The following is a 24,978-nucleotide window of genomic DNA, read 5'->3' as shown; positions in this document are numbered from 1 at the left end:
ATGATATGGAAACGTCACTGGCTGAGGATGTACAGGAAAAAACGCAGACCCTGTCGCCGCAAAGCTTCTTCTTTATGTCGCCGTACCGCAGCTTCAGTACCACCGGCTGTTTTAGCCGTTTTTCCCAACCTGCAGTCGGTGGTGATTCGCTGAACGGCGAGTTTCAGCAGAAAATGGCGGCCGCATTTGCCGAAGCCCGCGCGGCGGGGATCCGCAAGCCGGTCATGGTCGGGGCGATCCCGTTCGACACCAATCAGCCTTCCGAACTCTATATCCCCGAACGCTGGGAATCTTTCTCCCGTACCGACAAACAACAGTCCGCGCGTTACGCGGCGCCGCTCAAGGCTATGGATGTTGTCGATCGTCAGGAGATCCCGGAGCAGGACGAGTTTCTGGCGATGGTAGAACGTGCCGCCGCGCTGACGGCGACTCCCGAAGTCGACAAAGTGGTGCTCTCCAGGCTGATTGATATCACTACCCGCGACCGGGTCGATAGCGGCGCGCTGCTGGAACGGCTGATCGCCCAGAACCCGGCGAGCTTTAACTTCCATGTCCCGCTGTCAGACGGCGGGGTACTGCTGGGCGCCAGTCCGGAACTGCTGTTGCGTAAAGAAGGGCTGCACTTCAGTTCGCTGCCGCTGGCCGGCTCCGCCCGCCGCCAGCCTGACGATGTGCTGGATCGGGAAGCGGGCAACAAGCTGCTGGCGTCGGGCAAAGATCGCCATGAGCACGAGCTGGTGACGCAGGCGATGAAGAGCGTGCTTGGCCCGCGCAGCAGCCAGCTGTCGCTACCGGAATCGCCGCAGCTGATTACCACCCCGACGCTCTGGCATCTGGCGACGCCGATCGAAGGTACGGCGCTGGCGGAAGAAAACGCCATGTCGCTGGCCTGTCTGCTGCATCCAACTCCGGCGCTGAGCGGCTTCCCGCATCAGGTGGCAAAGCGGCTGATAGCCGAGCTCGAACCGTTCGATCGCCAGCTGTTTGGCGGCATCGTCGGCTGGTGCGACGACGAAGGCAACGGCGAATGGGTGGTGACCATCCGCTGCGCGCGCCTGCATCAACGCTCGCTGCGCCTGTTTGCCGGCGCGGGTATCGTCCCGGCCTCTTCGCCGCTGGGCGAATGGCGCGAAACCGGCGTCAAACTGACCACCATGCTCAACGTATTTGGCTTGAATTAAGAGGCAAGGATGATTGCATTTACCCGTTGGCCGGAAGAGTTTGCGGCCCGCTATCGTCAAAAAGGTTATTGGCAGGATCTGCCGTTAACCAATCTGATTACCCGTCATGCGGAAAATGACGCCGTGGCGATTATCGACGGCGAGCGGCAGATTAGCTACCGCCAGTTTAACCAACTGGTGGATAACCTCGCGTCTTCCCTGCAGCATCAGGGACTTAAGCGCGGAGAAACCGCACTGGTGCAGCTTGGCAACGTCGCTGAGTTTTACATTACCTTCTTTGCGCTGCTGCGCATCGGCGTCGCTCCGGTTAACGCCTTGTTTAGCCACCAGCGTAGTGAACTCAACGCCTATGCCGCGCAGATTAAACCGGCGCTGCTGATTGCCGATCGCGAGCACGCGCTGTTTGCTGACGATAGTTTCCTTAATGGTTTTATCGCCGAGCATCCTTCACTGCGCGTCGCGCTGCTGCGTAACGACGACGGCGAACGCGATCTGGCAACGGAAATTAACCGTACGGCGGATAACTTTGTCGCCAATCCGACGCCGGCTGACGAAGTCGCTTTTTTCCAGCTCTCCGGCGGTAGTACCGGGACGCCGAAGCTTATCCCGCGTACCCACAACGATTACGACTACAGTATCCGCCGCAGCAACGAGATCTGCGGTATTAACGCCGATACGCGCTATCTCAACGCATTGCCAGCGGCGCACAACTATGCGATGAGCTCGCCGGGCTCACTGGGCGTCTTTCTTGCCGGCGGCCGGGTGATCCTCGCCGCCGACCCGAGCGCCACGCTCTGTTTCCCGCTGATTGAAAAGCATCAGATAAACGTCGCTTCTCTGGTGCCGCCGGCGGTCAGCCTGTGGCTGCAGGCTATTCATGAATGGGGCGGCAACGCGCAACTGCAATCTCTGCAGCTGTTGCAGGTTGGCGGAGCGCGCCTGTCCGCGACGCTCGCCGCGCGTATCCCGGCGGAAATCGGCTGCCAGCTGCAGCAGGTGTTCGGCATGGCCGAGGGGCTCGTTAACTACACCCGCCTCAACGATAGCCCGCAGCGAATTATCAACACCCAGGGTTGCCCGATGTGCCCGGACGACGAAGTGTGGGTAGCGGATGCCGATGGCAACCCGCTGCCGCGCGGCGAAGTGGGCCGTCTGATGACCCGCGGTCCTTATACCTTCCGCGGCTACTACAACAGCCCGCAACATAACGCGGAAGCCTTTGATGCCGATGGATTTTACTGCTCAGGCGATCTGATTTCGATCGATGAAGATGGCTATATCACCGTCCAGGGGCGGGAAAAAGATCAGATCAACCGCGGCGGCGAGAAGATCGCCGCTGAAGAGATCGAAAACCTGCTGCTGCGCCATGAGGCGGTGATCCACGCCGCGCTGGTCAGCATTGAAGACAATCTGCTCGGCGAGAAGAGCTGCGCTTATCTGGTGGTGACCTCGCCGCTGCGCGCCGTTGCGGTACGTCGCTTTCTGCGCGAGCAGGGCGTGGCCGAATTTAAATTGCCGGATCGCGTGGAGTGCGTTGCCGCGCTGCCGCTGACGCCGGTGGGCAAAGTCGATAAAAAACAATTACGTCAGTGGCTGGCCGAAGGCAAGCTGGGCTGAAGGAGAACAGAAAATGGCAATCCCTAAATTACAGGCTTACGCGCTGCCGGAAGCCAGCGATATCCCGGCGAACAAAGTTAACTGGGCCTTTGAGCCGTCGCGCGCCGCGCTGCTGATCCACGATATGCAGGAGTATTTCCTCAATTTCTGGGGCGAAAACAGCGCGATGATGGAGAAAGTGGTGGCTAATATCGCCGCCCTGCGCGACTTCTGCAAACAAAACGGTATTCCGGTGTACTACACCGCCCAGCCGAAAGAGCAGAGCGATGAAGACCGCGCCCTGTTGAATGATATGTGGGGGCCGGGGTTGACCCGCTCGCCGGAACAGCAGCAGGTGATTGCCGCGCTGGCGCCGGATGAACAGGATACGGTGCTGGTGAAATGGCGCTACAGCGCGTTTCATCGCTCGCCGCTTGAAGAGATGCTGAAAGAGACCGGCCGCGACCAGCTGATCATCACCGGCGTTTACGCCCATATCGGCTGCATGACTACCGCCACAGATGCTTTTATGCGCGATATCAAACCGTTCTTTGTCGCCGACGCGCTGGCGGATTTCAGCCGCGAAGAACATTTGATGGCGCTGAAATACGTCGCCGGCCGTTCCGGACGCGTGGTAATGACCGAAGAGCTGCTGCCGCTGCCGGCCTCCAAAGCGGCGCTGCGCGCGCTGATCCTGCCGCTGCTCGACGAATCCGATGAACCGCTGGATGATGAAAACCTGATCGACTACGGCCTGGATTCGGTGCGCATGATGGCGCTGGCCGCCCGCTGGCGCAAAGTGCACGGCGATATCGACTTCGTAATGCTGGCGAAGAATCCGACCATCGACGCCTGGTGGGCGCTGCTCTCCCGCGAGGTGAAATAATGGCGGCGCTGGATTTTCGCGGTCAGACCGTGTGGGTGACCGGCGCAGGTAAAGGTATTGGCTATGCCACCGCGTTGGCTTTCGTCGAGGCCGGGGCCAACGTCACCGGTTTCGACCTTGCCTTTACCGGCGAAGGCTACCCGTTTGCCACCGAAACGCTGGACGTCGCCGATGCCGACCAGGTACGCGACGTGTGCACGCGTTTGCTCAACGGCATCGAACGACTGGATGTGCTGGTGAATGCGGCCGGGATCCTGCGCATGGGGGCGACCGATCAATTGAGCGCGGAGGACTGGCAGCAAACCTTCGCGGTGAACGTTGGCGGCGCGTTTAATCTGTTTCAGCAGACGATGGCGCAGTTCCGTCGTCAGCGTGGCGGGGCGATCGTCACCGTCGCTTCCGATGCCGCGCATACGCCGCGTATCGGCATGAGCGCCTATGGCGCTTCGAAAGCGGCGCTGAAAAGCCTGGCGTTGACCGTCGGACTTGAGCTGGCAGGCAGCGGCGTACGCTGCAACCTGGTGTCGCCTGGCTCCACCGATACCGACATGCAACGTACTCTGTGGGTCAATGACGATGCGGAACAGCAGCGGATCCGCGGATTTGGCGAGCAGTTTAAGCTTGGCATCCCGCTGGGCAAAATCGCCCGCCCGCAGGAGATCGCCAATACCATTTTGTTCCTCGCCTCTTCTCACGCCAGCCATATCACGCTGCAGGATATTGTGGTCGATGGCGGCTCGACGCTGGGGGCGTAAATGGCCTGGAAACGAGAGCTCACGCTTGCGGCATTGAACGCCAGTAGCGAAAACACCATGGTGGCGCATCTTGGCATCGTCTACACCCGGCTGGAAGAGGGGCTGCTGGAGGCGGAGATGCCGGTGGATGCGCGCACGCATCAGCCGTTTGGCCTGCTGCACGGCGGCGCTTCCGCGGCGCTGGCGGAGACGCTGGGCTCGATGGCCGGTTGGCTGATGACCGAGGATGGGCAGTGCGTGGTGGGCACCGAGCTTAACGCTAGCCACCATCGTCCGGTCTCCAGCGGGAAAGTACGAGGCGAATGCCGACCGCTGCATCTTGGCCGCCAGAGTCAGAGCTGGGAAATTGTGGTGTATGACGAAAGGGGGCGGCGCTGCTGCACCTGTCGTCTGGGTACCGCGGTGCTAGGCTAAGAAGCCGCTATTTCCCCGGCTTGCGCTGCGCTGAGCCGGGCTACGGATCGGCGCCTTCTCCGGGCTAGCAAATCGCACAGTGCTGTAGCCCCGGTAAGCGGTAGCGCCACCGGGGGTTTTGAGGCCGCCACCCGACAAAAAAACGACACCGTTCACGGTAATCCTTTCATTTATTTTCCTGTCTTAAGTGATCCCGCTAGCAATGTGAGATAAATCTCCGCCGCGGTGCATCATCCGCGCTGTTTCGAAGTTGTTAAATTCTGCGTTGTGTTCTAGAAACAAACTGTAACATCCTGATTACCCTACCGGTGGACCACAACAATGAATAATTCAGGGAAATACCTTATCTGGACACTGCTCTCCGTGATCGGAGCCTTTGCCCTCGGCTATATCGCCTTAAACCGGGGTGAGCAGATAAACGCGCTGTGGATTGTCGTCGCGGCGGTCTGCGTTTATCTGATCGCGTATCGTTTCTACGGCCTGTATATCGCCAAAACCGTCCTCGGCGTTGACCCAACGCGAATGACCCCGGCGGTGCGTCATAATGACGGCCTCGATTATGTACCGACCGATAAAAAAGTGCTGTTCGGTCACCATTTTGCCGCGATTGCCGGCGCAGGGCCGCTGGTGGGGCCGGTGCTTGCCGCGCAGATGGGCTACCTGCCGGGGATGATCTGGATCCTCGCCGGCGTGGTGCTGGCCGGCGCCGTGCAGGACTTTATGGTGCTGTTTGTTTCGACCCGTCGCGATGGCCGTTCGCTTGGCGAACTGGTTAAAGAGGAGATGGGGCCGACCGCTGGCGTACTGGCGCTGGTGGCCTGTTTTATGATCATGGTGATCATCCTCGCGGTACTGGCGATGATCGTGGTGAAAGCATTGACCCACAGTCCGTGGGGGACATACACCGTCGCCTTTACCATCCCGCTGGCGATTTTTATGGGCATCTATATTCGCTACCTGCGCCCGGGGCGCATCGGCGAGGTGTCGGTGATAGGCCTGGTGATGCTGGTGTTCGCGATCATTTCCGGCGGCTGGGTGGCGGAAAGCCCGACCTGGGCGCCGTGGTTTGATTACACCGGCGTACAGCTAACGTGGATTCTGGTGGGCTACGGCTTTGTGGCTGCGGTACTGCCGGTCTGGCTGCTGCTGGCGCCGCGCGACTATCTCTCCACGTTCCTGAAAATCGGCACTATCGTTGGTCTGGCGATTGGCATCCTGATTATGCGCCCGACGCTGACCATGCCGGCGCTGACGAAGTTCGTTGACGGCACCGGCCCGGTATGGACCGGCAACCTGTTCCCGTTCCTGTTTATCACCATCGCCTGCGGCGCGGTTTCCGGCTTCCACGCGCTGATCTCCTCCGGCACCACGCCGAAAATGTTGGCCAACGAAGGGCAGGCCTGCTTTATTGGTTACGGCGGCATGTTGATGGAATCCTTCGTCGCGATTATGGCGCTGGTGGCGGCCTGTATTATCGATCCGGGCGTCTACTTCGCGATGAACAGCCCGATGGCGGTGCTGGCGCCGGCGGGGACGACTGACGTCGTGGCCTCGGCGGCGCAGGTAGTGAGCGGCTGGGGCTTTAGCATTACCCCGGATACGCTGAATCAAATAGCCAGTGAGGTCGGCGAACAGTCGATCATTTCACGCGCCGGCGGCGCGCCGACGCTGGCGGTGGGGATGGCTTACATTCTGCACGGCTCGCTGGGCGGGCTGATGGATGTCTCTTTCTGGTACCACTTCGCCATTCTGTTTGAGGCGCTGTTTATCCTGACGGCGGTTGATGCCGGCACCCGCGCGGCGCGATTCATGCTGCAGGATCTGCTGGGCGTGATTAGCCCCGGGTTGAAAAAAACCAGCTCGCTTCCGGCTAACCTGCTGGCGACCGCGCTGTGCGTCCTGGCGTGGGGCTACTTCCTGCATCAGGGGGTGGTTGACCCGCTGGGCGGTATTAATACCCTGTGGCCGCTGTTCGGTATCGCCAACCAGATGCTGGCGGGGATGGCGCTAATGCTGTGCGCGGTGGTACTGTTCAAGATGAAACGCCAGCGCTATGCGTGGGTGGCGCTGCTGCCGACAAGCTGGCTGCTGATTTGTACGCTGACCGCCGGCTGGCAGAAATCGTTTAGTCCGGATACCAAAGTCGGCTTCCTGGCCATCGCCAATAAATTCCAGGCGATGATCGACAGCGGTACCATTCCGCCGCAGTATACGGAATCGCAGCTGGCGCAGCTGGTGTTTAATAACCGTCTCGATGCCGGGCTGACTATCTTCTTTATGATTGTGGTGGTGGTTCTGGCGCTGTTCTCGATTAAAACCGCGCTGGCGGCGCTGAAAGAGGATAAACCGACGGCGAAAGAGACGCCGTATGAAGCGATGCCCGCGGATGCGCAGACCTTAACGGCGCAGGCGAAGCGCGCGCATTAACCTGTTTGCCGGGGGGCGCTAGCGCTGACCCGGCCTACCTTTCTTCTCCTCCCTCTCCCTGTGGGAGAGGGCTGGGGTGAGGGAAATAAGCGAGAAACTCATTATGTTCGACACCCTTTCCAAAGCAGGAAAATATTTAGGCCAGGCGGCGAAGATGATGATCGGCGTGCCGGATTACGATAACTACGTCGAGCATATGCGGCTGACCCATCCGGATCGGACGCCGATGACCTATGAAGAGTTCTTTCGCGAACGCCAGGACGCGCGCTACGGCGGCAAGGGCGGGGCGAAGTGCTGCTAGCCTTCTTTCGGTAAGTAGAGGCTGATTTTCTTTATGCATCACGTCGCATACTTCACCTGACAGCATTACGTCATCATAGCAATCGTGTTCGATTTCAATATCTTCCAGAACGTCGTCGGTTTCGTCGTCGATCTCTGCCATCTGTAAACGCAGGTAAGAGGCAAAACGCAACCCGTCGAGGCGGCGCGGGAAGGCCTCTGCCGGGCGACAGAGGCTTGCAGAAAATAGGCGATCAGGCGTTCAAGCCGCCATCCACGTCGAGCCCCGTACCGGAGATCTGCCCGGCGGCCGGGCTGGCCAGGAAGGTGACCGCCGCGGCGATGTCTTGCGGCTGGCCGTAGTGACCGACCGCAATCATCTGGCGCTGGGCTTCCGCCTGTTCCCCATCCTCCGGGTTCATATCGCTGTTAGTCGGCCCTGGATGGACAAGGTTAACGGTGATCCCGCGAGGGCCTAAATCACGCGCCAGCCCACGGGTCAGGGAGTTGAGGGCGGACTTGGTCATGGCGTAAACCGCGATACCCGGCATGGCTACGCGGTTGGCCAGACAGCTGCCGATGTTGATGATCCGTCCGCCATCGGACATATGCACCAGCGCTTCCTGGATGGCGATAACCACCCCACGAATATTGACGTTGATAAGGGCGTCAATGTCCGCCAGTGTCATGGATTCCAGTGGACCGCCGCGGGCGATGCCAGCGTTGTTGACCAGAATATCCAGTCCGCCGAGGGCCCGGGCCGCATGGGTGACGGCATCCTGAATGGCCTGCGCGCTGGCGCTGTCGGCCTGCACCGCTTCGCCGTACCGACCCAGGGCCTTTATTTCATCGGCGACCGCCTGGGCTTTATCGGCCGATTTTTCATACGTAATAACCACATCGGCGCCGGCGCGCGCCAGCGACAGCGCAATAGCGCGACCCAACCCACGGCTGGCGCCGGTAACCAGCGCCTTCTTACCTGTTAAATCGATCTGCATGATGACCTCGTTGCGAGAGTGGTGAGAATCATCATTAGGTATAGACGGTCGGGGTGATTAACGGCTGAAGTATTCCACCTTCTCGAACGCCGCGCGCAGAACGTCAGGGTTAACGTCATCGGCAGGCTAAAGCGCTACCCCGGTGGGAAGCAGTCCTTATAGGTGTTGGGCTAACCTGATGTTATGTCTGGACATCCAGATGGCTAATATTATTTGGTTTTATCTTATGCTTTTTACGCAGTTGTCAGGCATCGGCGGCTGTGAAAAATTCGTTAAATCAGAATATTAATTGCCCCGGGGAGGGTGATGAGCGTGAATCGCCTTGAGATGCATAACATTAGCCTGGCCTTTTCCGGTTTTCAGGCGCTGAGCAAGGTGGCGTTTACCCTTAAGGGCGGAACGGTGCATGCGTTGACCGGCGCCAACGGCGCTGGCAAATCGACGCTGATGGCGGTGTTGTGCGGGACGCATGCCGATTACGAAGGCGAAGTGGTGATCAATAACCAGCCGGTTAGCATTCGTTCGCCGCGCGATGCAAAGCAACTGGGAATTCATCTGGTACAGCAAGAGGTGGATGTTGCGCTGGTTCCGGGGTTGAGCATTGCCGAAAATATCATGCTGGACAGGCTGGCTGAGCCGGGTGCGGTTTTTCGCTGGTCGTATGTGCGTCAGCAGGCGCGCGACGCGCTGGCGCAGCTTGATATTGCGCTGGATGTTCGACGTTCAATCGATAGCTGTACCCTTGCCGAAAAGCAGCAAATTCTGCTGGCTCGCGCACTGTCGCACCATTGCCGTTTTTTGATTCTTGATGAACCCACCGCGCCCTTGGATCAGCACGAAAGCGAACGCTTATTTACGGTGATTCGTCGTCTGCAGCAGCAGGGGATCGGCGTGGTCTTTATTTCGCACCGTATTCATGAACTCAAAGCGATTTGCGACACCCTGACGGTGCTGCGCGATGGCCGTTTAATCGAAAGCGGCCCGATGGCGCAGCTCAGCGGCGAGCAGATCGTCGAAAAAATGCTCGGTCACGAGCTGAGCGATATTTTCCCGCCTGCGCGTCCGCCGCACGGCGCAGAGGTGCTGTTGCAGGTTGAGGGTTTGCATGACGAGGCGCTGTTGCAGGATATCTCGCTACGCCTGCATAAGGGGGAAATTCTCGGTATCGCCGGCTTAGCAGGCGCGGGGAAAACTGAACTCTGCAAAGCCTTATTCGGCGCCAGTAAAAGCCGCCTGCGCCACGGCGAACTTAACGGCCGGCCGTGGCGGCCGCGCGACCCGGCTGATTCCGTCCTCCAGGGCCTGGCGCTGGTGCCGGAAGAGCGGCGCAAAGAGGGGATATTCATCGATGAGGCGATCGCCATGAATCTGGCGGTCAGCGCCGATAACAGCTTTTCGCGCTGGAGCCTGTTCGGCCATCGGCAGGCGTGGCGGTGGGCGCAGGAGGTTATTGCCCGTATCGGCGTGCGCGCCACCGGGCCGGGGCAGACGCTGCGCCGTCTCTCCGGCGGTAATCAGCAAAAAGTGGCCATCGGCAAATGGCTGCGCGGCAGTGCAAACGTGCTGATTTTCGACGAACCGACGAAAGGGGTGGACGTGAAAGCGAAAACCGATCTGTTTCAATTGATTGATGGCCTGGCGCGGGAAGGACGGGGCGTGATTTACGCCTCCGGCGAATTTTCCGAGCTGGTAGGCCTGTGCGATCGCATCTGCGTGCTGTGGGATGGGCGCATTGTGGCGGAAATTCCCGGCGCCGAGGCGCGGGAAGAGACGATTCTTTATTACTCCACCGGAGGAGCGGCAGCGTGAGCAAGGCCCTGGCAGTCAACGCGACGGTATCGGGCCGTCAGCGATTTTTCGATTTTCTCTATAAATGGGGCATGTTGCTGACCGTGGTGCTGCTGGTTGGCGTCTTTGGTTTAGCCTCGGATAACTTTCTTGACCCGTTTAACATCATCAACATTCTGCGCTCCATCGCTATTGTGACGGTGATTGCCATTGGGGTGTCGATTTCGCTCACCATCGGCGGCTTTGATCTGTCGGTGGGGTCGACGGCGTCGCTGGCGAATGCGTTAGTGATTTCGTTGTTTGTCTGGCACGGCCTGAACACCACTGAAGCCATTCTGATCACCCTCGCGCTCTGTACGCTGGTGGGGTTATTCAACGCGTTTCTGATCGTAGTGCTGCGCATTCCTGACATGCTCGCCACGCTTGCCAGCCTGTTTGTGATTCAGGGCGTGGCGATGACCTACAGCTACGGCGGCTCGATCACCGAAAACATGGTGCTGCCGAGCGGCGAAATGGCCGAAGGCACGATCCCGGCAGCATTTGGCGCGCTGGGGCAGGTACCGACCATCGTCATTATCATGCTGGTGGTAACGCTAATCGCGCAGCTGGCGCTGTCGTTCACCACCCACGGGCGGCGGATGTACGCCATCGGTGGTAATCCGGAGGCGGCGCGGCTCTCCGGGTTGCGGATCACGCGCTATAAAGTAGCGGCCTACGTGATTGCTTCGCTACTGGCCGGATTGGGCGGCATTTTACTGGCATCAAGAATTGGCTCTTCCCAGGTGAACGCCGGCGGCGGTTACCTGATGGATGCGGTCGCGGCGGCGTGGATCGGCTTTTCGCTGGCGGGCTCCGGCAAACCGAATGCGTTGGGGACGCTGGTGGGAGCGGTGATCCTCGGCGTGCTTTCCAATGGCCTGGTGATGCTCTCGGTGCCGTATTACGCGATGGACATTATTAAAGGGCTGGTGCTGGCTGGCGCGCTGGCACTGACCTATTTTCAGCGCCGTACCTAACATTTTACAGGGTAAACAAAATGAAAAAGATAGCACTTTCTCTCATGGCGCTGGGCCTGCTGCAGTCGATGGCAGCGCTGGCGCAGACCCCAACGCCGGTTCCGGCGGCGATCGCGGAGCATAATGGCCCGATCCGCATCGCGGTGATTCGCAATCTCGGTTCTGACGATAACACCACCCAGTTTGTCGCCGGGGCGATTCAGGAAGGTAAAAAACTCGGTTTTAAAGTTAGCACCTTCCTGAGCAACGGCGATGACGCGAAATTCCAGGACTTCGTCAATCAGGCTATTAGCCAGAAATACGACGGTATTATTCTTTCCCAGGGGCGCGATCCCTACTCGACCGCACTGGTGAAAAAAGCGGTCGATGCCGGGATAAAAGTGGCGGTATTCGATACCGCGGTGCAGGGAACTATCCCCGGCGTGACGGTTAGCCAGCAGGATGACGCCTCGTTGACCGAGCTCTCTTTTGGCCAACTGGTAAAAGACTTCAACGGCAAGGCCAACATTATCAAGTTATGGGTGGCAGGATTCCCGCCAATGGAGCGCCGTCAGGCGGCCTACCAGACGCTGCTTAAACAAAATCCGGGGATTAAAGAGCTGGAGTCGATCGGCGCCGTGTCATCCGACGTGCAGGGCGACACCGCCAACAAAGTCGGCGCGATTCTGGCCAAGTATCCCAAAGGTAAAATTGACGCCATCTGGGGCACGTGGGATGCCTTTAGCCAGGGAGCCTATAAGGCACTGAAAGAAAACGGCCGTAGCGAAATCAAACTCTACAGCATCGATATTTCCAATCAGGATTTACAGCTGATGCGGGAAGCCGGTAGTCCGTGGAAGGTTAGCGTGGCGGTCGACCCGAAACTCATCGGCGCCACCAACGTCCGCTTGATCGCCAATAAAATTGCCGGGGAAAGTACCCCGGCTACCTACGATTTCAAGGCGGCGGCGATTCCGCAGGCGCTGCTGGCGGCGCAGCCGGGGGCGGTCAACGTGGCGTCGCTGGGGAAAATAATCCCTGGCTGGGGGCAGACCGAAGATTTTATTGCCCCGTGGTTTGCCACCCTGGAAGCCCAACATAAATAATCAAGCGATTAACTGTACTGGCGTACGCGGGCGATAAGTTCGTCCACGCTATCGATACGCTCGGCGATGACGATCAGCGCTTTGCCGAGCGTTATCGCGTGGCGCAGACATTCGTGGCGCATGGCCGTGTCCTGAATCGAATCGATATCGGCGACGTGTGAAAGCCCGACGCTGCGGCGTATCAGTTCGGTACCACAGAATCCAATGGCATCGCACCATACTTTTTTCAGGAATACTGAGGCGTAACCGGGGCAGGCCAGCGCCGCATCGCGGGTTTTCTCCGCCGCCAGCGCCTGGAAACGCTCGCTGAAGGTGTGCCATAAGGTCTGAATATCGTTGAGCCGCTGTTCGCGCGCGGCGGCGGCATCGCGAATGCCGAGATGGCCAGGCAGACCACAGTAGTTAAGCAGCAAGTTGCCAATGGCGGTGCCGACGTCAAAACCGATAGGGCCGAAATAGCCAAATTCGGCATCGATGGCTTTAAGGCTATTTTCAGCGACGAAGATGGAGCCACTATGAATATCGCCGTGCAGCAGGGCTTCGGCCTGTGAGAAAAAGCGGTGCTTCAGCGCCGCGACCGCCAGCTTAAGCTGAGCGTCCTCACGTAGGGCGGCAACCTCTGCTTCCAGCTCCGCCGGATAGTTATTGCGCTCGTGGATCTGATACGGATCGTTAAAAAACAGATCCTCGGTGATCTCGCACATTTCCGGATTGATAAATTGCGCCACCTGCGCTTTTTTCTCATGCGGATGGAGATAGAAATCGCTGGTGTGGAACAGCGCCTGCGCCAGATACTCGCCCAACTGGCGCGCCGCCTGCGGATAGTAGACATTGCCGATAAGCTCGCCGCGCCAGATGCGGTGGTCGGACAGGTCTTCCATCACCATCACCGCCAGGGCGGGATCGAAATGGAGAATTTGTACCGTATGTTGCGGGCTGTGTTGGTAGTGCGCGACCAGGGTCTGCGCTTCGAGGCGCGCGCGGTCAAGGGTCAGCGGCCAGGATTCGCCGACGCAGCGCACATAGGGCAGCGCCTGCTTAACAATAATTCGGCTCACGCCCTGAGCATCGAAAATTTTGAACACCAGATTGAGGTTGCCGTCGCCTACCTCCTGCGCCGACACCAGCTCAGACGGATCGTCGAGCCCGCCAAATTGTTGTGCGTAAGCCACCGCATCGCTGGCCGTGAAGGTATGGTATTGCGACATTGCCTCGATCCTCAAAAGTGCTGAATTAAGCCGTTCAGACGTCTATACATCTGGATTTCATCCTGACACAATGTGATACAACAACGCAACAGGGATTTAACGATATGCAGACACTACAGACCACCAGCCTGCGGGTAAGCGAAAATCAGCTTTTTATTCTCGATCAACAGGCATTGCCGCAGGAAAAACGCTGGCTGGCGGCGGATAACGTTGCGCTGCTGGTGGACCATATTCATGCCCTGCGGGTGCGCGGCGCGCCGTTGATCGGTCTTTCCGCCAGCCTGCTGTTGGCGCTGTTAGCCCAGCGCGGTCTTTCCCGCGACGAGCTTGCTCAGGCGCTGGAAACATTGCGTGCGGCGCGGCCGACGGCGGTCAATCTGATGAACAATCTCGATCGGATGAAGCAGGCGCTGGCGCAGGAAAACTATCCGCAGGCGTTGGAGAGCGAAGCGCTGCGCCTGATTGCCGAAGATAAACAGCTGTGCGCCAGTATTGCCGAAGCCGGTAATACACTGGTGACGCCGGGTAGTCGCTTGTTGACCCACTGTAATACCGGCGGTCTGGCGACGGCCGGCGTTGGCACTGCGCTGGGGGTTATCGCCCTGGCCCATGAACAGGGCAAAGTGGCTAACGTCTGGGTCGACGAGACGCGGCCGCTGCTGCAGGGCGGGCGACTGACCGCCTGGGAGCTGGGTGAACTGGGCGTGCCGTATCAGCTGATTACCGACTCCATGGCTGCCAGCCTGATGGCGCAGGGGCAGGTTGATGCGGTATGGGTCGGTGCAGATCGTATCGCCGCTAATGGCGACGTGGCGAACAAAATCGGGACCTATTCGCTGGCGGTGCTGGCTCACTATCATCGCATTCCTTTCTACGTGGCGGCGCCGCAAACCACTCTCGATCGCCACTGCCCGAACGGCGCGGCGATCCCGATTGAACAGCGTGCGGCGCAAGAGGTGACTGGCGTAAAAGGCAGCTTTGGCGCGGTGCAGTGGGCGCCAGAAAACGCGCCGGTTTACAATCCGGCCTTTGACGTGACGCCAGCGTCGTTAATCAGCGGTTGGGTGCTGGATAGCGGCGTGGTTACGCCACAGCAGGTGGCAGACGGTATCTTCGCGCCGGTGGCGTAACGGTTAACCTCGATAAGGAACAATTATGTGGCAAGAGCGACTCGCACAACTGGTGACCACCTGTCACTGGATTGGCGCGAAAGGGTGGGCGCCGGCAACCGGCGGCAATATGTCAGTACGCGAGGATGCGCGCTGGTGTTGGTTAAGTGAATCGGGGCGCGATAAGGGCAGCCTGACCTGCGACGATTTTCTTCAGGTAGATATCCTAAACAATAATGCGCCGTCGGGGCGGAAACCGTCGGCGGAGACCGGGTTGCATACGCTGGTCTATCGTCTGTTTCCGGAAGCGAACGTCGTGCTGCACGTGCATACCGTGCACGCTACGGTGCTCTCACGCCTTGAAACCGGCAATACTCTTCAGCTGCAGGGCTATGAAATGCAAAAAACGCTGAGCGGGCAGCATAGCCATCTCGATAGCGTAGCGGTGGCGATTTTTGATAACGATCAGGATATCGAGGCGCTGGCGGCGCGGATTGAAGCGTATGCCCGTAGTCATCCTTTACGTTATGGATTTTTGATCCGCGGCCACGGTTTAACCTGTTGGGGCAGGGATGTTAGCGAGGCGCGGCGTCAGCTGGAAGGGCTCGAATTCCTTTTCGAATGCGAGCTGCTGCGCCGCCGCTATGCGTAAAGGCGATTAGGGTAAGCGCGGGTAGGCATCGGCGATAGCATCGCCGGTGAACTGCGCTATCCAGCCTTCCGGATTGTCAAAAATGCGAATGGCGGTGAAATTCGGCTCCGACCCCATATCGAACCAGTGTGGGGTATTCGCCGGAACGGAGATCAGATCGTTCTTTTCGCACAGCACCTGAAAAACTTCATCGCCGATATGCAGGCAAAATAGCCCGGCGCCTTCGACAAAGAAGCGCACTTCATCTTCGCCATGGGTATGCTCATTGAGGAATTTTGCCCGCAGCGCCTCTTTCTGCGGATTATCCGCTCGCAGGCTAATGACATCCCAGCTCTGGTAACCCTTTTCAGCGACCAGTTTATCGATCGCGTGTTGATAGGCCGCAATAACGGTTTCAGCGGTTGGCGCCGGGCCCAGGTAGCGATCGGCCTGCCAGCGCTCGAAGCGCACCCCTTTTGCGCTCAATTGCTGCTGGATTTCATCGGCGTTGCTGCTGTGCCAGCGTGGATGGCTGGCGTCGTTAACGGAAAAAATAGTTAATGCGCTCATGAGGGAAGTTGCTCCGGGTCGATGTCGTCAAAACGCTGAACCTGTGGATGATGGCTGGCCGGGTCGCGGTCGCCGCGTACCAGTTGCAGGGTGCGGAAACCTGCCGCTTCGGCGGCGTCCAGCTCCTGATGAATATCTGAGAGGAACAGAATGCGCGCCGGGTTATGCCCCAGTTGCTCAGCGATAGTGCGATAGGATTGAACTTCGCGTTTGGCGCCGACCAGGGTATCGAAATATCCACTGAATAGATGAGTAATATCACCTTCGTCGCTGTAGCCAAATAACAATTTCTGCGCGGCAACCGAGCCTGAGGAATATACATATAAATCAATGCCCATCGCCTTCCATTTCTCCAGCGCCGGGAGAACATCGGGATAAAGATGGCCGGTAAAATCACCGTTCAGATAGCCGTCGCGCCAGATAATGCCCTGCAGCGCTTTCAGCGCCGTCGATTTACGATCCTCGTCCATGAAGCGGAATAGCGTATCGATAAGCTGGGCGGTGCTGGCTTCGGGAGAGGCGATTTCCGTACGCAGATTGTCGAGAATGGTACTGACCGGCTCGACGTACTGCTGCGCGTTGACAAACGCGGCCAGCCGCTCGCGGGCGTAGGGGAATAAGACGTTATGGACGAAGCGAATGTCGCTGGTGGTGCCTTCAATATCGGTCACGATAGCGCGGATCATGGTATCTCCAGGGTGGATAGTGCGCCGTGCTGCCGGTGGCGTCGGTTTGCCGCCTGCCTGCGGCAAGCGAAATAACGTTAGCATTTAGACGTCTAAGCGTCTTGATTGCCAAATATTAACATCGTGTTATAGTGGCTTCAACAACAGCATTACAATCGGAACAAAGAGAATGAGCAATAAGCCACTGATTCCTGAGAGTAAACTCCCTGCATTAGGCACCACCATTTTTACCCAGATGAGCGCGCTGGCGCAGCAGCATCAGGCTATCAATCTATCACAAGGTTTTCCGGATTTTGACGGTCCGCGCTATTTGCAGGAGCGGTTGGCCTGGCATGTCGCCCAGGGGGCCAACCAGTACGCTCCCATGACCGGCGTAGCGGCGCTGCGCGAATCCATTGCCGATAAAACCGCTGAGCTTTATGGCTATCGCCCGGATGCGAATAGCGAAGTGACCGTGACCGCGGGCGCGACCGAAGCGCTGTATGCGGCGATTACCGCGCTGGTGAGGGCGGGTGATGAAGCGATCTGCTTTGACCCGAGCTACGACAGCTACGCGCCGGCGGTAGAGCTTTCCGGCGGGGTGCTGAAACGGATTGCTCTGCAGCCGCCGCATTTCCGCGTTGACTGGCAGCAGTTTGCCGCCACGTTAAGCGACCGCACCCGTTTGGTCATTCTTAATACGCCGCATAACCCGTCCGCCACCGTCTGGCAGCGGGAAGACTTCGCCGCGCTGTGGCAGGCTATCGCCGGGCGGGAAATTTACGTTATCAGCGACGAAGTATACGAGCATATCTGTTTTGCTGAGCAGGGGCATGCCAGCGTACTGGCCCATCCGCAGCTGCGGGAGCGGGCTGTGGCGGTTTCTTCTTTCGGTAAAACCTTTCACATGACCGGCTGGAAGGTGGGGTATTGCGTGGCGCCTGCCGCCATCAGCGCCGAGCTGCGTAAAGTGCATCAGTATTTAACCTTTGCCGTTAACACGCCGGCTCAGCTGGCGCTGGCGGATATGCTGCGCGCGCAGCCGGAGCACTACCGCGAGCTGCCAGCGTTTTATCGGCAGCGTCGGGATCTGTTTATCGATGCGCTACGCGATAGCCGGCTGGAGATTTTGCCTTGTGAAGGGACCTACTTTCTGCTGGCCGACTATAGCGCAATTTCTGATCTTGATGACGTCAGCTTCTGTCGCTGGCTGACCACTGAAGTCGGCGTGGCGGCGATCCCGCTGTCGGTATTCTGCGCCGATCCTTTCCCTCATAAGTTGATTCGTCTGTGCTTCGCCAAGCAGCCGGAGACCCTGCTGGCGGCGGCAGACCGTCTGCGTCGGCTGTAGCTATTTTACCGTCCACGCCTGAGAAAATTGACGGTCGCCGAATATCTCGGCCAGACCGTTAATTTGCTTCAGGCGCAGCACTTCATCGGCGTCCATCCCCAGCTCTTTACTGATTTTGCTATTGCTCCAGCCGAGATTGGCCAGCTCGCGGACAATTTCCGACATCGCGTGGATCTGATGGCGTCCGCGGGCCCGGTTGTGGCGGATAGTGGCGGCCATCAGGGCATCGCGCGGGTGGCTGTTCGCCGTCAGACAGGTTACCGGCAAATACCCCTTGAGCTGCTTTTTCAGCGACACTTTATTACTGGCCAGTTCGTGGCGGTGAAAACCGTCAACGATGGTATAACGCTTTGGCTGCTGATGCTGCACTACAATAGGTTGCGTAAAGCCGTTGGCCTCCAGCGAGGTTAGTAACAGCCGCTTTTCCGGTGGTGCAAGATTGTTAGGGTTGTAATCATTGGGAACCACTTCTCCCTCTTTAACCCATAGCACGCAGTCAACCGGCTGGTTGCGAAAAGGACTATGGCGATGCAAAGCCTGGCGAAAGCGGTTCAGTGCGTCGATTTTCTCCTCTTCCGGCAGCGCGGCCAGATACTCTTCTATCTGGGTAATTAGTCGTTGTTGCATAACAGTCCCCATTGTTGGCGTTTTTTACTTATACGCTCACAGTAGTTTTTATAGCGGGTGGCTTTAGTTGGGCTAAAAGAAAGCTGGCGACACCAGTAATCATTATTCAATAACACCTTGCAGACGCGTCGCCACGAAGGGATATCCCGGGTGCCGATGTCGCCCTCCTGGCAATCGGGAATATCGTCCATTCCCTGTTTTTGATACCAATGCAGGTAGACCGCGATTTTGTTGCGATAGTGCTCGGCAGTTGGTCGCGGCATGCTATCCAGCAGAAACAGGGCATAACTCTTCCAGCTGTGGTGCCCGGGTTTATCGAGTTTACGGTGACCATAAAATTTGTTGTCATATCCGGCATAAATACCGCCGCTGTGCACGCCGTTTACGCGCTGGCAAATGGCTGCCCAACGCTCAGGTTCCAGTACGTGATACAGCCAGAGCCCCTGGCGCTGCTCGGGGCCAAAAGGTTCGCAAATCCGCATATAGCGTAGCGGCACCCCGGCCTGATACATCAGATCGTAAAGGGGGTTATAGGTATGGCCGCTTTTGCTAAACCACGTCCAGATATCGGCGGTTTTCCAGTCATAGATCGGATAGATGTACCAGGTATGACCGCCCGGCGCCGATGTTGTCCATGGCTTGTCGTCGGCAAAGCGCAGTTTGCGCTGCGATGAGATGGTCATAAAACGATTAAGCGACTCATCTGCCCGGATACCCACCATCATCGCCGCCGGGCGGTTTTGCGAAAACCAGTCGGCGAAATCGCGAACGAACTCTTCGAAGCTCATTCCGCTACGATAAAACGGGAAATAGCCGGGATCGGTAATGGCGTCAGCGGGGGGCTGGCGTACCCAGTTGACGCCAGGTTCCCAGCATTGCCACTCCGGCGAAAACTGAGTCAGTGAATTTTGCGTGGTGAGCGGTAGGGCAACCCAATAAAATTTTTCAATAACATCCCGGTATTCGGCGCGGATATTTTCGCAATGCTGAATGGTACAGGAAAATTGCGCCTCCCAATCGATAAACAGCACGCTGAATTTTTTTCCCATTTGCCGGGCGCAAAGCGCCGCCAGGTGCAGCATGGTGGTGGAGTCTTTTCCGCCGGAGAAAGAGATGCAGATGCGTGAAAAATTTTCTAATACCCACTGTATCCGCTGCAGGCTAGCCTGAAGAACGGACTCGGGTAATGGAATTTTTATTAATGACATTACCATTAATCCTTTAATGTGATAGGTACGCTTTTTCGGGTAGTGTAGAACACATTAATGGTAAGGTTAATATGTATTAGTAATGTTTCACCTGGTTCACAAATTGAGGTTCACAATATATTTGGTGTATGAATGTATTGTGAGGTTTATTCGTTTGTATTTTTATGTCTGCCGATAAAAGCAGCAAATTTAGGGTTGTTAAGTGATGAACGATTGTAAATCATGTATGCCTTGATTGGAGGCACGGGATTGGGCTGAATGATTTCATGAAAATCAAATGAACCTTTAAAGTATTCCAGGACATGTCTGGCCATATAACCAATAAAATCGCTTTGATGAATCATGGTTAAAATAGCTATCAATGAGTTGCTCTGGAACGCAATTCTACGATTGGTAAATATACTTTCATTCTTATTTTGAAATAATTTCACACCTGGATCATTAGAAATATAATAAGTGAAGCCCTCCTTCTCAATCGCTTCCTGTGTATTAAGCAAGGCTTTTCTTGGATGGTCTTTTCGACAAATCAAAACCACCTCAATCTCCTGAAATGGTTGACATACGACGCTATGATTTGAGATTGGTGTTAAACTATAAACCAGATCCGCTTTACGATAGGCCATCAAATCATCGGCACTCTCCGAAGATAAAAGAAGATCGCGATGCTCGATTTGTAGGTTTGGATCCTGATATAAATCATTGATCAGATCCATTGTACCTGGGGCAACAAGCAATTGTGGGCTATAAATAACAAATCTTTTACTTAATTCAGAATGATTGGCAATATTAATCGTTTTTTCTAATTGGTTGAGATTCTGTTCCAAATGATGATGTAAATTCACACCAACGGTCGTCGGAGTTATCCCCTTCCCGGAGCGGACAAATAACGGATCGTTTAATTGATTTCGTAACTTTTGTAGTGATTGACTTACCGCAGAAGGCGTTATAAACAGCGTTTCTGCCGCTTTACTGATGCTAAGGTGTTGATAAATACACTCAAAAATAACCAACAGGTTTAGATCGAATTTTTTTAAATCATAAAGGTTGGCCATGCTTAACGTCCTGTTTATGTTGCGTCGAGGCGAACGGATTACTATTACTTATCGTAATAAATTTGAAGTGATGCCGTGAATTATCATTACTATAGCTAAATATACAATTAACCCCTACTTAATGTATACCAAGCGATCGCTTTCCGCCAGATCCTTTTGTGTCCTTAAGCTTCTGGCGGAAATGCGTTATTTTTTACTGCTGCTTTTCACCCATCATCACCTGCAGTTTCTCTTTATCGGGTAATCCCACCACCTGCTGTAGCATGCTGTCTTTATTCATATAGTAAATAGCCGGGGTGGCGTTAGCGCCGAGGTCATCCATCAACTGCTGATTGATATTTAGCGTCCTCATCAAGTCCGCAGGGATATCTGCCGGGACGTTGAGCTTCATTTTGCCGTTGGACTGTTCGTAATCATGCCAGGTTTGCGCCGGGTTTTTGCTTGCCAGAATCGCTGCCGCGGTGGCCGGGCTCTCAGGTTTTATCACGCCGACCAATAAAGTACGCAGTTGCACCTTACCGGATTCAACCCACGGCCGCGCCTGTTGCCAGAACTGTTTACAATAAGGACAGAAAGGGTCGGCAAACACATAAAGGACGATGGGGGCCTCTTTTTTGCCTTCCAGCAGCCAGTTAGCGGACTCGAGTTTTTTCCACATCGCCTGTCCCGCCGGGGTATAGAGCTCTTTCTGGAAAAGCTGTTCGCTCAGATTGTTGCCGTTTTCGTCGTACATGTAGCCGGAAATGGCGTGTTTACCGTCGGGAGTGAGATAAATAGCAACGCCCATATCCTGATACTTCCCGAGCCAGCCTTTGACGCCGCCCGGCGCCTCAAAGGGCTTAATGATAGTAATACCCTGTTTTTCTATTGCTTTTACGGGGGCGGGGAGGTCTTCGGCATAGCTACATAACGGCAGCAGGCTCAGGAAAAGTAGTCGTTTTAACATGAGTATTCCTTTTAATTCAGAAGATAATGCGAAGTAGTGGTCAAACCTATCGCAGTCATAGATAAGACCTGCCGGGCGTTTGGTTGCCCTTTAGTTCGGCGAATGATGTAATCCCTCATGCTGTTACATTAAGGTGTAGAGCGCAACATATTGCCAGCCATTCTGGCGCTGAAGCTACCTGCGGGTATTTCAGGTAACGGGGCCGCCTGAGAGGGCGGCCTTTTTACTTTCAGCGAAATGAGGCGAAAAACGGAGAAAAACCGCGATCGCGAAGGCAGGTTCACAAAGTTGTCTTGTTACGGTTGTTAGATAACGCTTATTGATTTGATAATGCAAACGCATTGGTCGAGTCAGGAAAAATTCGTTAACTTAGACCTCAACAAAAACACGGAGGAAGTATCGATGTCTTTAATTAATACCAAAATCAAACCTTTCAAAAACCAGGCATTCAAAAACGGTGAATTCATCGAAGTTACCGAAAAAGATACTGAAGGCCGCTGGAGCGTCTTCTTCTTCTACCCGGCTGACTTCACTTTCGTTTGCCCGACCGAGCTGGGCGACGTGGCTGACCATTACGAAGAGCTGCAGAAACTGGGCGTAGATGTGTACTCTGTTTCTACCGACACCCACTTCACCCACAAAGCGTGGCACAGCAGCTCTGACACCATCGCTAAAATCAAATACGCGATGATCGGCGACCCGACTGGCGCCCTGACCCGCAACTTCGACAACATGCGTGAAGATGAAGGTCTGGCTGACCGCGCGACCTTCGTCGTTGACCCGCAGGGTATCATCCAGGCAATCGAAGTTACCGCTGAAGGTATCGGCCGTGATGCGTCTGACCTGCTGCGTAAAATCAAGGCTGCTCAGTACGTTGCTTCCCACCCAGGCGAAGTGTGCCCGGCTAAGTGGAAAGAAGGTGAAGCGACTCTGGCTCCTTCTTTAGATCTGGTTGGTAAGATCTAATTCGTTTTATTCCCGCTAATCAACGGGCGTACCCGCGCCCGTTTTATTCCAACACCATGATGCAAGCGCATTCAGGCTGCCTGATAAAGGCCGCTTGCATGATGATGTTTTAAGCCCAGGAGATAAAAATGCTCGACACCAACATGAAAACCCAGCTCAAGGCCTATCTTGAGAAGCTGACCAAACCTGTTGAGCTGATTGCCACGCTGGATGACAGCGCTAAATCGGCAGAGATCAAGGAACTGTTGGCTGAAATCGCTGAACTGTCAGACAAAGTCACCTTTAAAGAAGACAACACGCTGGCGGTACGTAAGCCATCGTTCCTGATTACTAATCCAGGTTCTAACCAGGGGCCGCGTTTCGCAGGTTCTCCTCTGGGACATGAATTCACCTCATTAGTGCTGGCGCTGCTGTGGACCGGCGGTCATCCGTCGAAAGAAGCCCAGTCGCTGCTGGAGCAGATCCGCAATCTTGACGGTGATTTTGAATTTGAGACCTACTACTCGCTCTCTTGCCACAACTGTCCGGACGTGGTGCAGGCGTTGAACCTGATGGCGGTGCTAAACCCACGCATCAAACACACGGCAATTGATGGCGGAACCTTCCAGAATGAAATCACTGAACGCAACGTGATGGGTGTTCCGGCGGTGTTTGTGAATGGTCAGGAATTTGGTCAAGGCCGTATGACGCTGACTGAAATCGTTGCCAAAGTGGATACCGGCGCGGAAAAACGTGCGGCGGAAGAGCTGAACAAACGTGATGCTTATGACGTTTTGATTGTTGGTTCCGGCCCGTCTGGCGCCGCGGCGGCTGTTTACTCCGCGCGTAAAGGCATTCGTACCGGCCTGATGGGCGAACGTTTCGGCGGTCAGGTGCTGGATACCGTAGATATCGAAAACTATATTTCCGTACCGAAAACCGAAGGTCAAAAGTTGGCCGGCGCGCTGAAAGCGCACGTCAGTGAATATGATGTTGATGTGATTGATTCACAAAGCGCGGCAAAACTGATCCCGGCAGCTGTCGAAGGCGGCCTGCATCAGATTGAAACCGCCTCCGGCGCGGTGTTGAAAGCGCGCAGCGTGATCATCGCAACCGGCGCTAAATGGCGTAACATGAACGTCCCGGGTGAAGACCAATACCGGACTAAAGGCGTAACCTACTGCCCGCACTGTGACGGCCCGCTGTTTAAAGGTAAACGCGTGGCGGTGATTGGCGGCGGTAACTCCGGCGTTGAAGCGGCGATCGATCTGGCGGGCGTCGTTGAACACGTAACGCTACTGGAATTCGCACCAGAAATGAAAGCCGACCAGGTGCTGCAGGACAAAGTACGCAGCCTGAAAAATGTCGATATTATTCTCAACGCCCAGACCACCGAAGTGGTTGGCGATGGCAGTAAGGTGACGGGGCTGCAGTACCGCGACCGCGTCAGCGGCGATGAGCATCATGTCGCGTTAGCCGGTATTTTTGTCCAGATCGGTCTGTTGCCGAATACCAACTGGCTGGAAGGTACGGTTGAGCGTAACCGCATGGGTGAAATCATCATTGATGCCAAATGTGAAACCAACGTGAAAGGCGTGTTTGCGGCCGGCGACTGTACTACCGTGCCGTACAAACAAATTATTATCGCCACTGGCGAAGGCGCGAAAGCTTCTTTGAGCTCATTCGATTATCTGATTCGCACCAAAACCGCATAATCATAAAAAGTTGTAAGACATTCCCTGCACACAGCAAAGAGGTGACCTTGTGGTCGCCTCTTTTTTTGCTTATTTCACCGTTCCGTTATCTCACGACCATTACCGGAATATGCGCATGACGGATGACGCTTGAGGCGTTTGAACCCAGCAAATGGGTGCTGATCGACGGATTGCGTGAGCCAATCACCACTACGTCAGCTTTTATTTCATTGGCCAGTTCATTAACCATATCGCGGACGTTGCCGAAACGCACATGGCTCTTAATACGAGAGGGGTCGATGCTAAAATGGCCGACCATGGTCTGTAAGCGGGTCTCCGCTTCATGCTGCAGATGCTCTTCAAAGCGGCGCAGATCGGCAGTAAAACGGCTCATGGTGAAACTCGATGAACCGGGTAACACGTGAAGCAAATGAATAATGCCGTCCTGTTGGGCGAGAAACTCTGCATGGCGGACAGCCTTGTCGCTCAGCTCCATTTCAAAGACATCAACCGGCATAATGATAGTTTTATACATATGCATTTCTCC

The 24,978-nt window shown here is 56.0% G+C and carries 24 protein-coding genes; 15 read left to right on the top strand and 9 right to left on the bottom strand.

The genetic code is table 11. From position 1 onward, the window contains the following. The first annotated feature begins 5 nt into the window (after positions 1-5). The 7 genes from entC (at position 6) to KGA69_RS23665 (ending at position 7,560) form a co-directional block, all read left to right on the top strand. A complete protein-coding gene (gene entC, locus KGA69_RS23695) occupies positions 6-1,181 on the top strand; it encodes an isochorismate synthase EntC (RefSeq protein WP_049061500.1) in 1,176 nt (391 codons plus the stop codon). A gap of 9 nt (positions 1,182-1,190) precedes the next feature. Continuing rightward, positions 1,191-2,798, top strand: coding sequence for a (2,3-dihydroxybenzoyl)adenylate synthase EntE (gene entE / locus KGA69_RS23690; protein WP_049061501.1), 1,608 nt, complete (start codon positions 1,191-1,193; stop codon positions 2,796-2,798). A 13-nt stretch (positions 2,799-2,811) separates the two neighbouring features. Then, positions 2,812-3,663 (top strand): enterobactin biosynthesis bifunctional isochorismatase/aryl carrier protein EntB, encoded by an 852-nt coding sequence (entB, locus tag KGA69_RS23685; RefSeq protein WP_015367768.1) that lies wholly within the window; start codon positions 2,812-2,814, stop codon positions 3,661-3,663. Further along, positions 3,663-4,418: a 2,3-dihydro-2,3-dihydroxybenzoate dehydrogenase EntA gene (entA, locus tag KGA69_RS23680; protein ID WP_213292699.1), complete on the top strand. Its 756-nt coding sequence runs from the start codon at positions 3,663-3,665 to the stop codon at positions 4,416-4,418. Before entB ends, entA begins: the two co-directional genes overlap by 1 nt. Continuing rightward, a complete protein-coding gene (gene entH / locus KGA69_RS23675; RefSeq protein ID WP_047049345.1) occupies positions 4,419-4,832 on the top strand; it encodes a proofreading thioesterase EntH in 414 nt (137 codons plus the stop codon). A 321-nt stretch (positions 4,833-5,153) separates the two neighbouring features. Continuing rightward, a complete protein-coding gene (cstA, locus tag KGA69_RS23670) occupies positions 5,154-7,259 on the top strand; it encodes a pyruvate/proton symporter CstA (RefSeq protein WP_047049343.1) in 2,106 nt (701 codons plus the stop codon). A 103-nt stretch (positions 7,260-7,362) separates the two neighbouring features. Next, positions 7,363-7,560: a YbdD/YjiX family protein gene (locus KGA69_RS23665; RefSeq protein ID WP_045392899.1), complete on the top strand. Its 198-nt coding sequence runs from the start codon at positions 7,363-7,365 to the stop codon at positions 7,558-7,560. Between the two features lie 232 nt (positions 7,561-7,792). On the opposite strand, the gene KGA69_RS23660 is transcribed toward KGA69_RS23665, so the two are convergent. Then, positions 7,793-8,536 (bottom strand): SDR family NAD(P)-dependent oxidoreductase, encoded by a 744-nt coding sequence (locus KGA69_RS23660; protein WP_045392902.1) that lies wholly within the window; start codon positions 8,534-8,536, stop codon positions 7,793-7,795. A 306-nt stretch (positions 8,537-8,842) separates the two neighbouring features. On the opposite strand from KGA69_RS23660, the gene KGA69_RS23655 reads away from it, so the two are divergent. From KGA69_RS23655 to KGA69_RS23645, 3 genes are read left to right on the top strand one after another with little or no spacing between them, the layout of a single operon-like run. Continuing rightward, positions 8,843-10,345, top strand: a complete 1,503-nt coding sequence (locus KGA69_RS23655; protein WP_213292698.1) for a sugar ABC transporter ATP-binding protein — start codon at positions 8,843-8,845, stop codon at positions 10,343-10,345. Next, positions 10,342-11,340 (top strand): ABC transporter permease, encoded by a 999-nt coding sequence (locus KGA69_RS23650; protein WP_032714059.1) that lies wholly within the window; start codon positions 10,342-10,344, stop codon positions 11,338-11,340. The genes KGA69_RS23655 and KGA69_RS23650 overlap by 4 nt, the downstream gene beginning before the upstream one ends. A 20-nt stretch (positions 11,341-11,360) precedes the next feature. Further along, positions 11,361-12,425 (top strand): sugar ABC transporter substrate-binding protein, encoded by a 1,065-nt coding sequence (locus tag KGA69_RS23645; RefSeq protein ID WP_045392908.1) that lies wholly within the window; start codon positions 11,361-11,363, stop codon positions 12,423-12,425. Between the two features lie 8 nt (positions 12,426-12,433). Here the strand turns inward: KGA69_RS23645 and mtnK are convergent, their stop codons facing one another. After that, positions 12,434-13,633, bottom strand: a complete 1,200-nt coding sequence (mtnK, locus tag KGA69_RS23640) for an S-methyl-5-thioribose kinase (RefSeq protein ID WP_045392911.1) — start codon at positions 13,631-13,633, stop codon at positions 12,434-12,436. A 104-nt stretch (positions 13,634-13,737) separates the two neighbouring features. Here mtnK and mtnA point away from each other — a divergent pair, with 104 nt between their 5' ends. Continuing rightward, entirely contained in the window at positions 13,738-14,763 is a 1,026-nt protein-coding gene (gene mtnA / locus KGA69_RS23635; RefSeq protein WP_047049332.1) for an S-methyl-5-thioribose-1-phosphate isomerase, read from the top strand. A gap of 25 nt (positions 14,764-14,788) precedes the next feature. Beyond that, entirely contained in the window at positions 14,789-15,394 is a 606-nt protein-coding gene (locus KGA69_RS23630) for a methylthioribulose 1-phosphate dehydratase (protein ID WP_047050113.1), read from the top strand. A gap of 6 nt (positions 15,395-15,400) precedes the next feature. Here the strand turns inward: KGA69_RS23630 and KGA69_RS23625 are convergent, their stop codons facing one another. Next, positions 15,401-15,943 (bottom strand): 1,2-dihydroxy-3-keto-5-methylthiopentene dioxygenase, encoded by a 543-nt coding sequence (locus KGA69_RS23625; protein WP_045392919.1) that lies wholly within the window; start codon positions 15,941-15,943, stop codon positions 15,401-15,403. Then, positions 15,940-16,629, bottom strand: coding sequence for an acireductone synthase (gene mtnC / locus KGA69_RS23620; RefSeq protein WP_045392922.1), 690 nt, complete (start codon positions 16,627-16,629; stop codon positions 15,940-15,942). The genes KGA69_RS23625 and mtnC overlap by 4 nt, the downstream gene beginning before the upstream one ends. Positions 16,630-16,813: 184 nt before the next feature. Between mtnC and KGA69_RS23615 the strand changes: the two genes are divergently transcribed. Then, entirely contained in the window at positions 16,814-17,959 is a 1,146-nt protein-coding gene (locus KGA69_RS23615) for a pyridoxal phosphate-dependent aminotransferase (RefSeq protein ID WP_213293155.1), read from the top strand. On the opposite strand, the gene KGA69_RS23610 is transcribed toward KGA69_RS23615, so the two are convergent. From KGA69_RS23610 to dsbG, 4 genes are all read right to left on the bottom strand, one after another. After that, positions 17,960-18,586, bottom strand: coding sequence for an IbrB-like domain-containing protein (locus tag KGA69_RS23610; protein ID WP_045392928.1), 627 nt, complete (start codon positions 18,584-18,586; stop codon positions 17,960-17,962). It lies immediately after the preceding gene. Beyond that, complete coding sequence (locus KGA69_RS23605; RefSeq protein ID WP_045392931.1) at positions 18,571-19,794, bottom strand: phosphoadenosine phosphosulfate reductase; 1,224 nt, start codon at positions 19,792-19,794, stop codon at positions 18,571-18,573. The genes KGA69_RS23610 and KGA69_RS23605 overlap by 16 nt, the downstream gene beginning before the upstream one ends. A gap of 146 nt (positions 19,795-19,940) precedes the next feature. Continuing rightward, positions 19,941-20,846 (bottom strand): DNA-binding transcriptional repressor CitR, encoded by a 906-nt coding sequence (citR, locus tag KGA69_RS23600; protein ID WP_063447449.1) that lies wholly within the window; start codon positions 20,844-20,846, stop codon positions 19,941-19,943. A 193-nt stretch (positions 20,847-21,039) separates the two neighbouring features. Beyond that, positions 21,040-21,792 carry a thiol:disulfide interchange protein DsbG gene (dsbG, locus tag KGA69_RS23595; protein WP_045392937.1) on the bottom strand — a complete coding sequence of 251 codons (753 nt, stop codon included), beginning with the start codon at positions 21,790-21,792 and terminating at the stop codon, positions 21,040-21,042. Between the two features lie 402 nt (positions 21,793-22,194). Here dsbG and ahpC point away from each other — a divergent pair, with 402 nt between their 5' ends. Then, positions 22,195-22,758, top strand: coding sequence for an alkyl hydroperoxide reductase subunit C (ahpC, locus tag KGA69_RS23590; protein WP_004859485.1), 564 nt, complete (start codon positions 22,195-22,197; stop codon positions 22,756-22,758). 128 nt (positions 22,759-22,886) lie between these two features. Beyond that, positions 22,887-24,452, top strand: coding sequence for an alkyl hydroperoxide reductase subunit F (gene ahpF, locus KGA69_RS23585; protein WP_045392939.1), 1,566 nt, complete (start codon positions 22,887-22,889; stop codon positions 24,450-24,452). Positions 24,453-24,537: 85 nt separating this feature from the next. On the opposite strand, the gene uspG is transcribed toward ahpF, so the two are convergent. Beyond that, on the bottom strand, positions 24,538-24,966 hold the full coding sequence (uspG, locus tag KGA69_RS23580; protein WP_015367746.1) for a universal stress protein UspG: 429 nt from the start codon (positions 24,964-24,966) through the stop codon (positions 24,538-24,540). Between the last annotated feature and the right edge of the window lie 12 nt (positions 24,967-24,978).

Source organism: Klebsiella sp. A52, from assembly GCF_018388785.1.
Lineage (GTDB): Bacteria > Pseudomonadota > Gammaproteobacteria > Enterobacterales > Enterobacteriaceae > Klebsiella > Klebsiella aerogenes.
The sequence above is the reverse complement of the archived record's forward strand: the minus strand, read 5'-3'. Positions and strand labels throughout refer to the sequence as shown.

Bases quoted from the DNA above. Each gene is read 5' to 3' on its own strand.
- KGA69_RS23665 (WP_045392899.1), top strand. From the start codon at position 7,363: ATGTTCGACACCCTTTCCAAAGCAGGAAAATATTTAGGCCAGGCGGCG.
- entC (WP_049061500.1), top strand. From the start codon at position 6: ATGGAAACGTCACTGGCTGAGGATGTACAGGAAAAAACGCAGACCCTG.
- uspG (WP_015367746.1), bottom strand. From the start codon at position 24,966: ATGTATAAAACTATCATTATGCCGGTTGATGTCTTTGAAATGGAGCTG.
- ahpC (WP_004859485.1), top strand. From the start codon at position 22,195: ATGTCTTTAATTAATACCAAAATCAAACCTTTCAAAAACCAGGCATTC.
- cstA (WP_047049343.1), top strand. From the start codon at position 5,154: ATGAATAATTCAGGGAAATACCTTATCTGGACACTGCTCTCCGTGATC.
- ahpF (WP_045392939.1), top strand. From the start codon at position 22,887: ATGCTCGACACCAACATGAAAACCCAGCTCAAGGCCTATCTTGAGAAG.
- entH (WP_047049345.1), top strand. From the start codon at position 4,419: ATGGCCTGGAAACGAGAGCTCACGCTTGCGGCATTGAACGCCAGTAGC.
- mtnC (WP_045392922.1), bottom strand. From the start codon at position 16,629: ATGATCCGCGCTATCGTGACCGATATTGAAGGCACCACCAGCGACATT.
- mtnA (WP_047049332.1), top strand. From the start codon at position 13,738: ATGCAGACACTACAGACCACCAGCCTGCGGGTAAGCGAAAATCAGCTT.
- KGA69_RS23645 (WP_045392908.1), top strand. From the start codon at position 11,361: ATGAAAAAGATAGCACTTTCTCTCATGGCGCTGGGCCTGCTGCAGTCG.
- KGA69_RS23605 (WP_045392931.1), bottom strand. From the start codon at position 19,794: ATGTCATTAATAAAAATTCCATTACCCGAGTCCGTTCTTCAGGCTAGC.
- entE (WP_049061501.1), top strand. From the start codon at position 1,191: ATGATTGCATTTACCCGTTGGCCGGAAGAGTTTGCGGCCCGCTATCGT.
- KGA69_RS23610 (WP_045392928.1), bottom strand. From the start codon at position 18,586: ATGCAACAACGACTAATTACCCAGATAGAAGAGTATCTGGCCGCGCTG.
- KGA69_RS23660 (WP_045392902.1), bottom strand. From the start codon at position 8,536: ATGCAGATCGATTTAACAGGTAAGAAGGCGCTGGTTACCGGCGCCAGC.
- mtnK (WP_045392911.1), bottom strand. From the start codon at position 13,633: ATGTCGCAATACCATACCTTCACGGCCAGCGATGCGGTGGCTTACGCA.
- KGA69_RS23625 (WP_045392919.1), bottom strand. From the start codon at position 15,943: ATGAGCGCATTAACTATTTTTTCCGTTAACGACGCCAGCCATCCACGC.
- KGA69_RS23655 (WP_213292698.1), top strand. From the start codon at position 8,843: ATGAGCGTGAATCGCCTTGAGATGCATAACATTAGCCTGGCCTTTTCC.
- KGA69_RS23630 (WP_047050113.1), top strand. From the start codon at position 14,789: ATGTGGCAAGAGCGACTCGCACAACTGGTGACCACCTGTCACTGGATT.
- entB (WP_015367768.1), top strand. From the start codon at position 2,812: ATGGCAATCCCTAAATTACAGGCTTACGCGCTGCCGGAAGCCAGCGAT.
- entA (WP_213292699.1), top strand. From the start codon at position 3,663: ATGGCGGCGCTGGATTTTCGCGGTCAGACCGTGTGGGTGACCGGCGCA.
- citR (WP_063447449.1), bottom strand. From the start codon at position 20,846: ATGGCCAACCTTTATGATTTAAAAAAATTCGATCTAAACCTGTTGGTT.
- dsbG (WP_045392937.1), bottom strand. From the start codon at position 21,792: ATGTTAAAACGACTACTTTTCCTGAGCCTGCTGCCGTTATGTAGCTAT.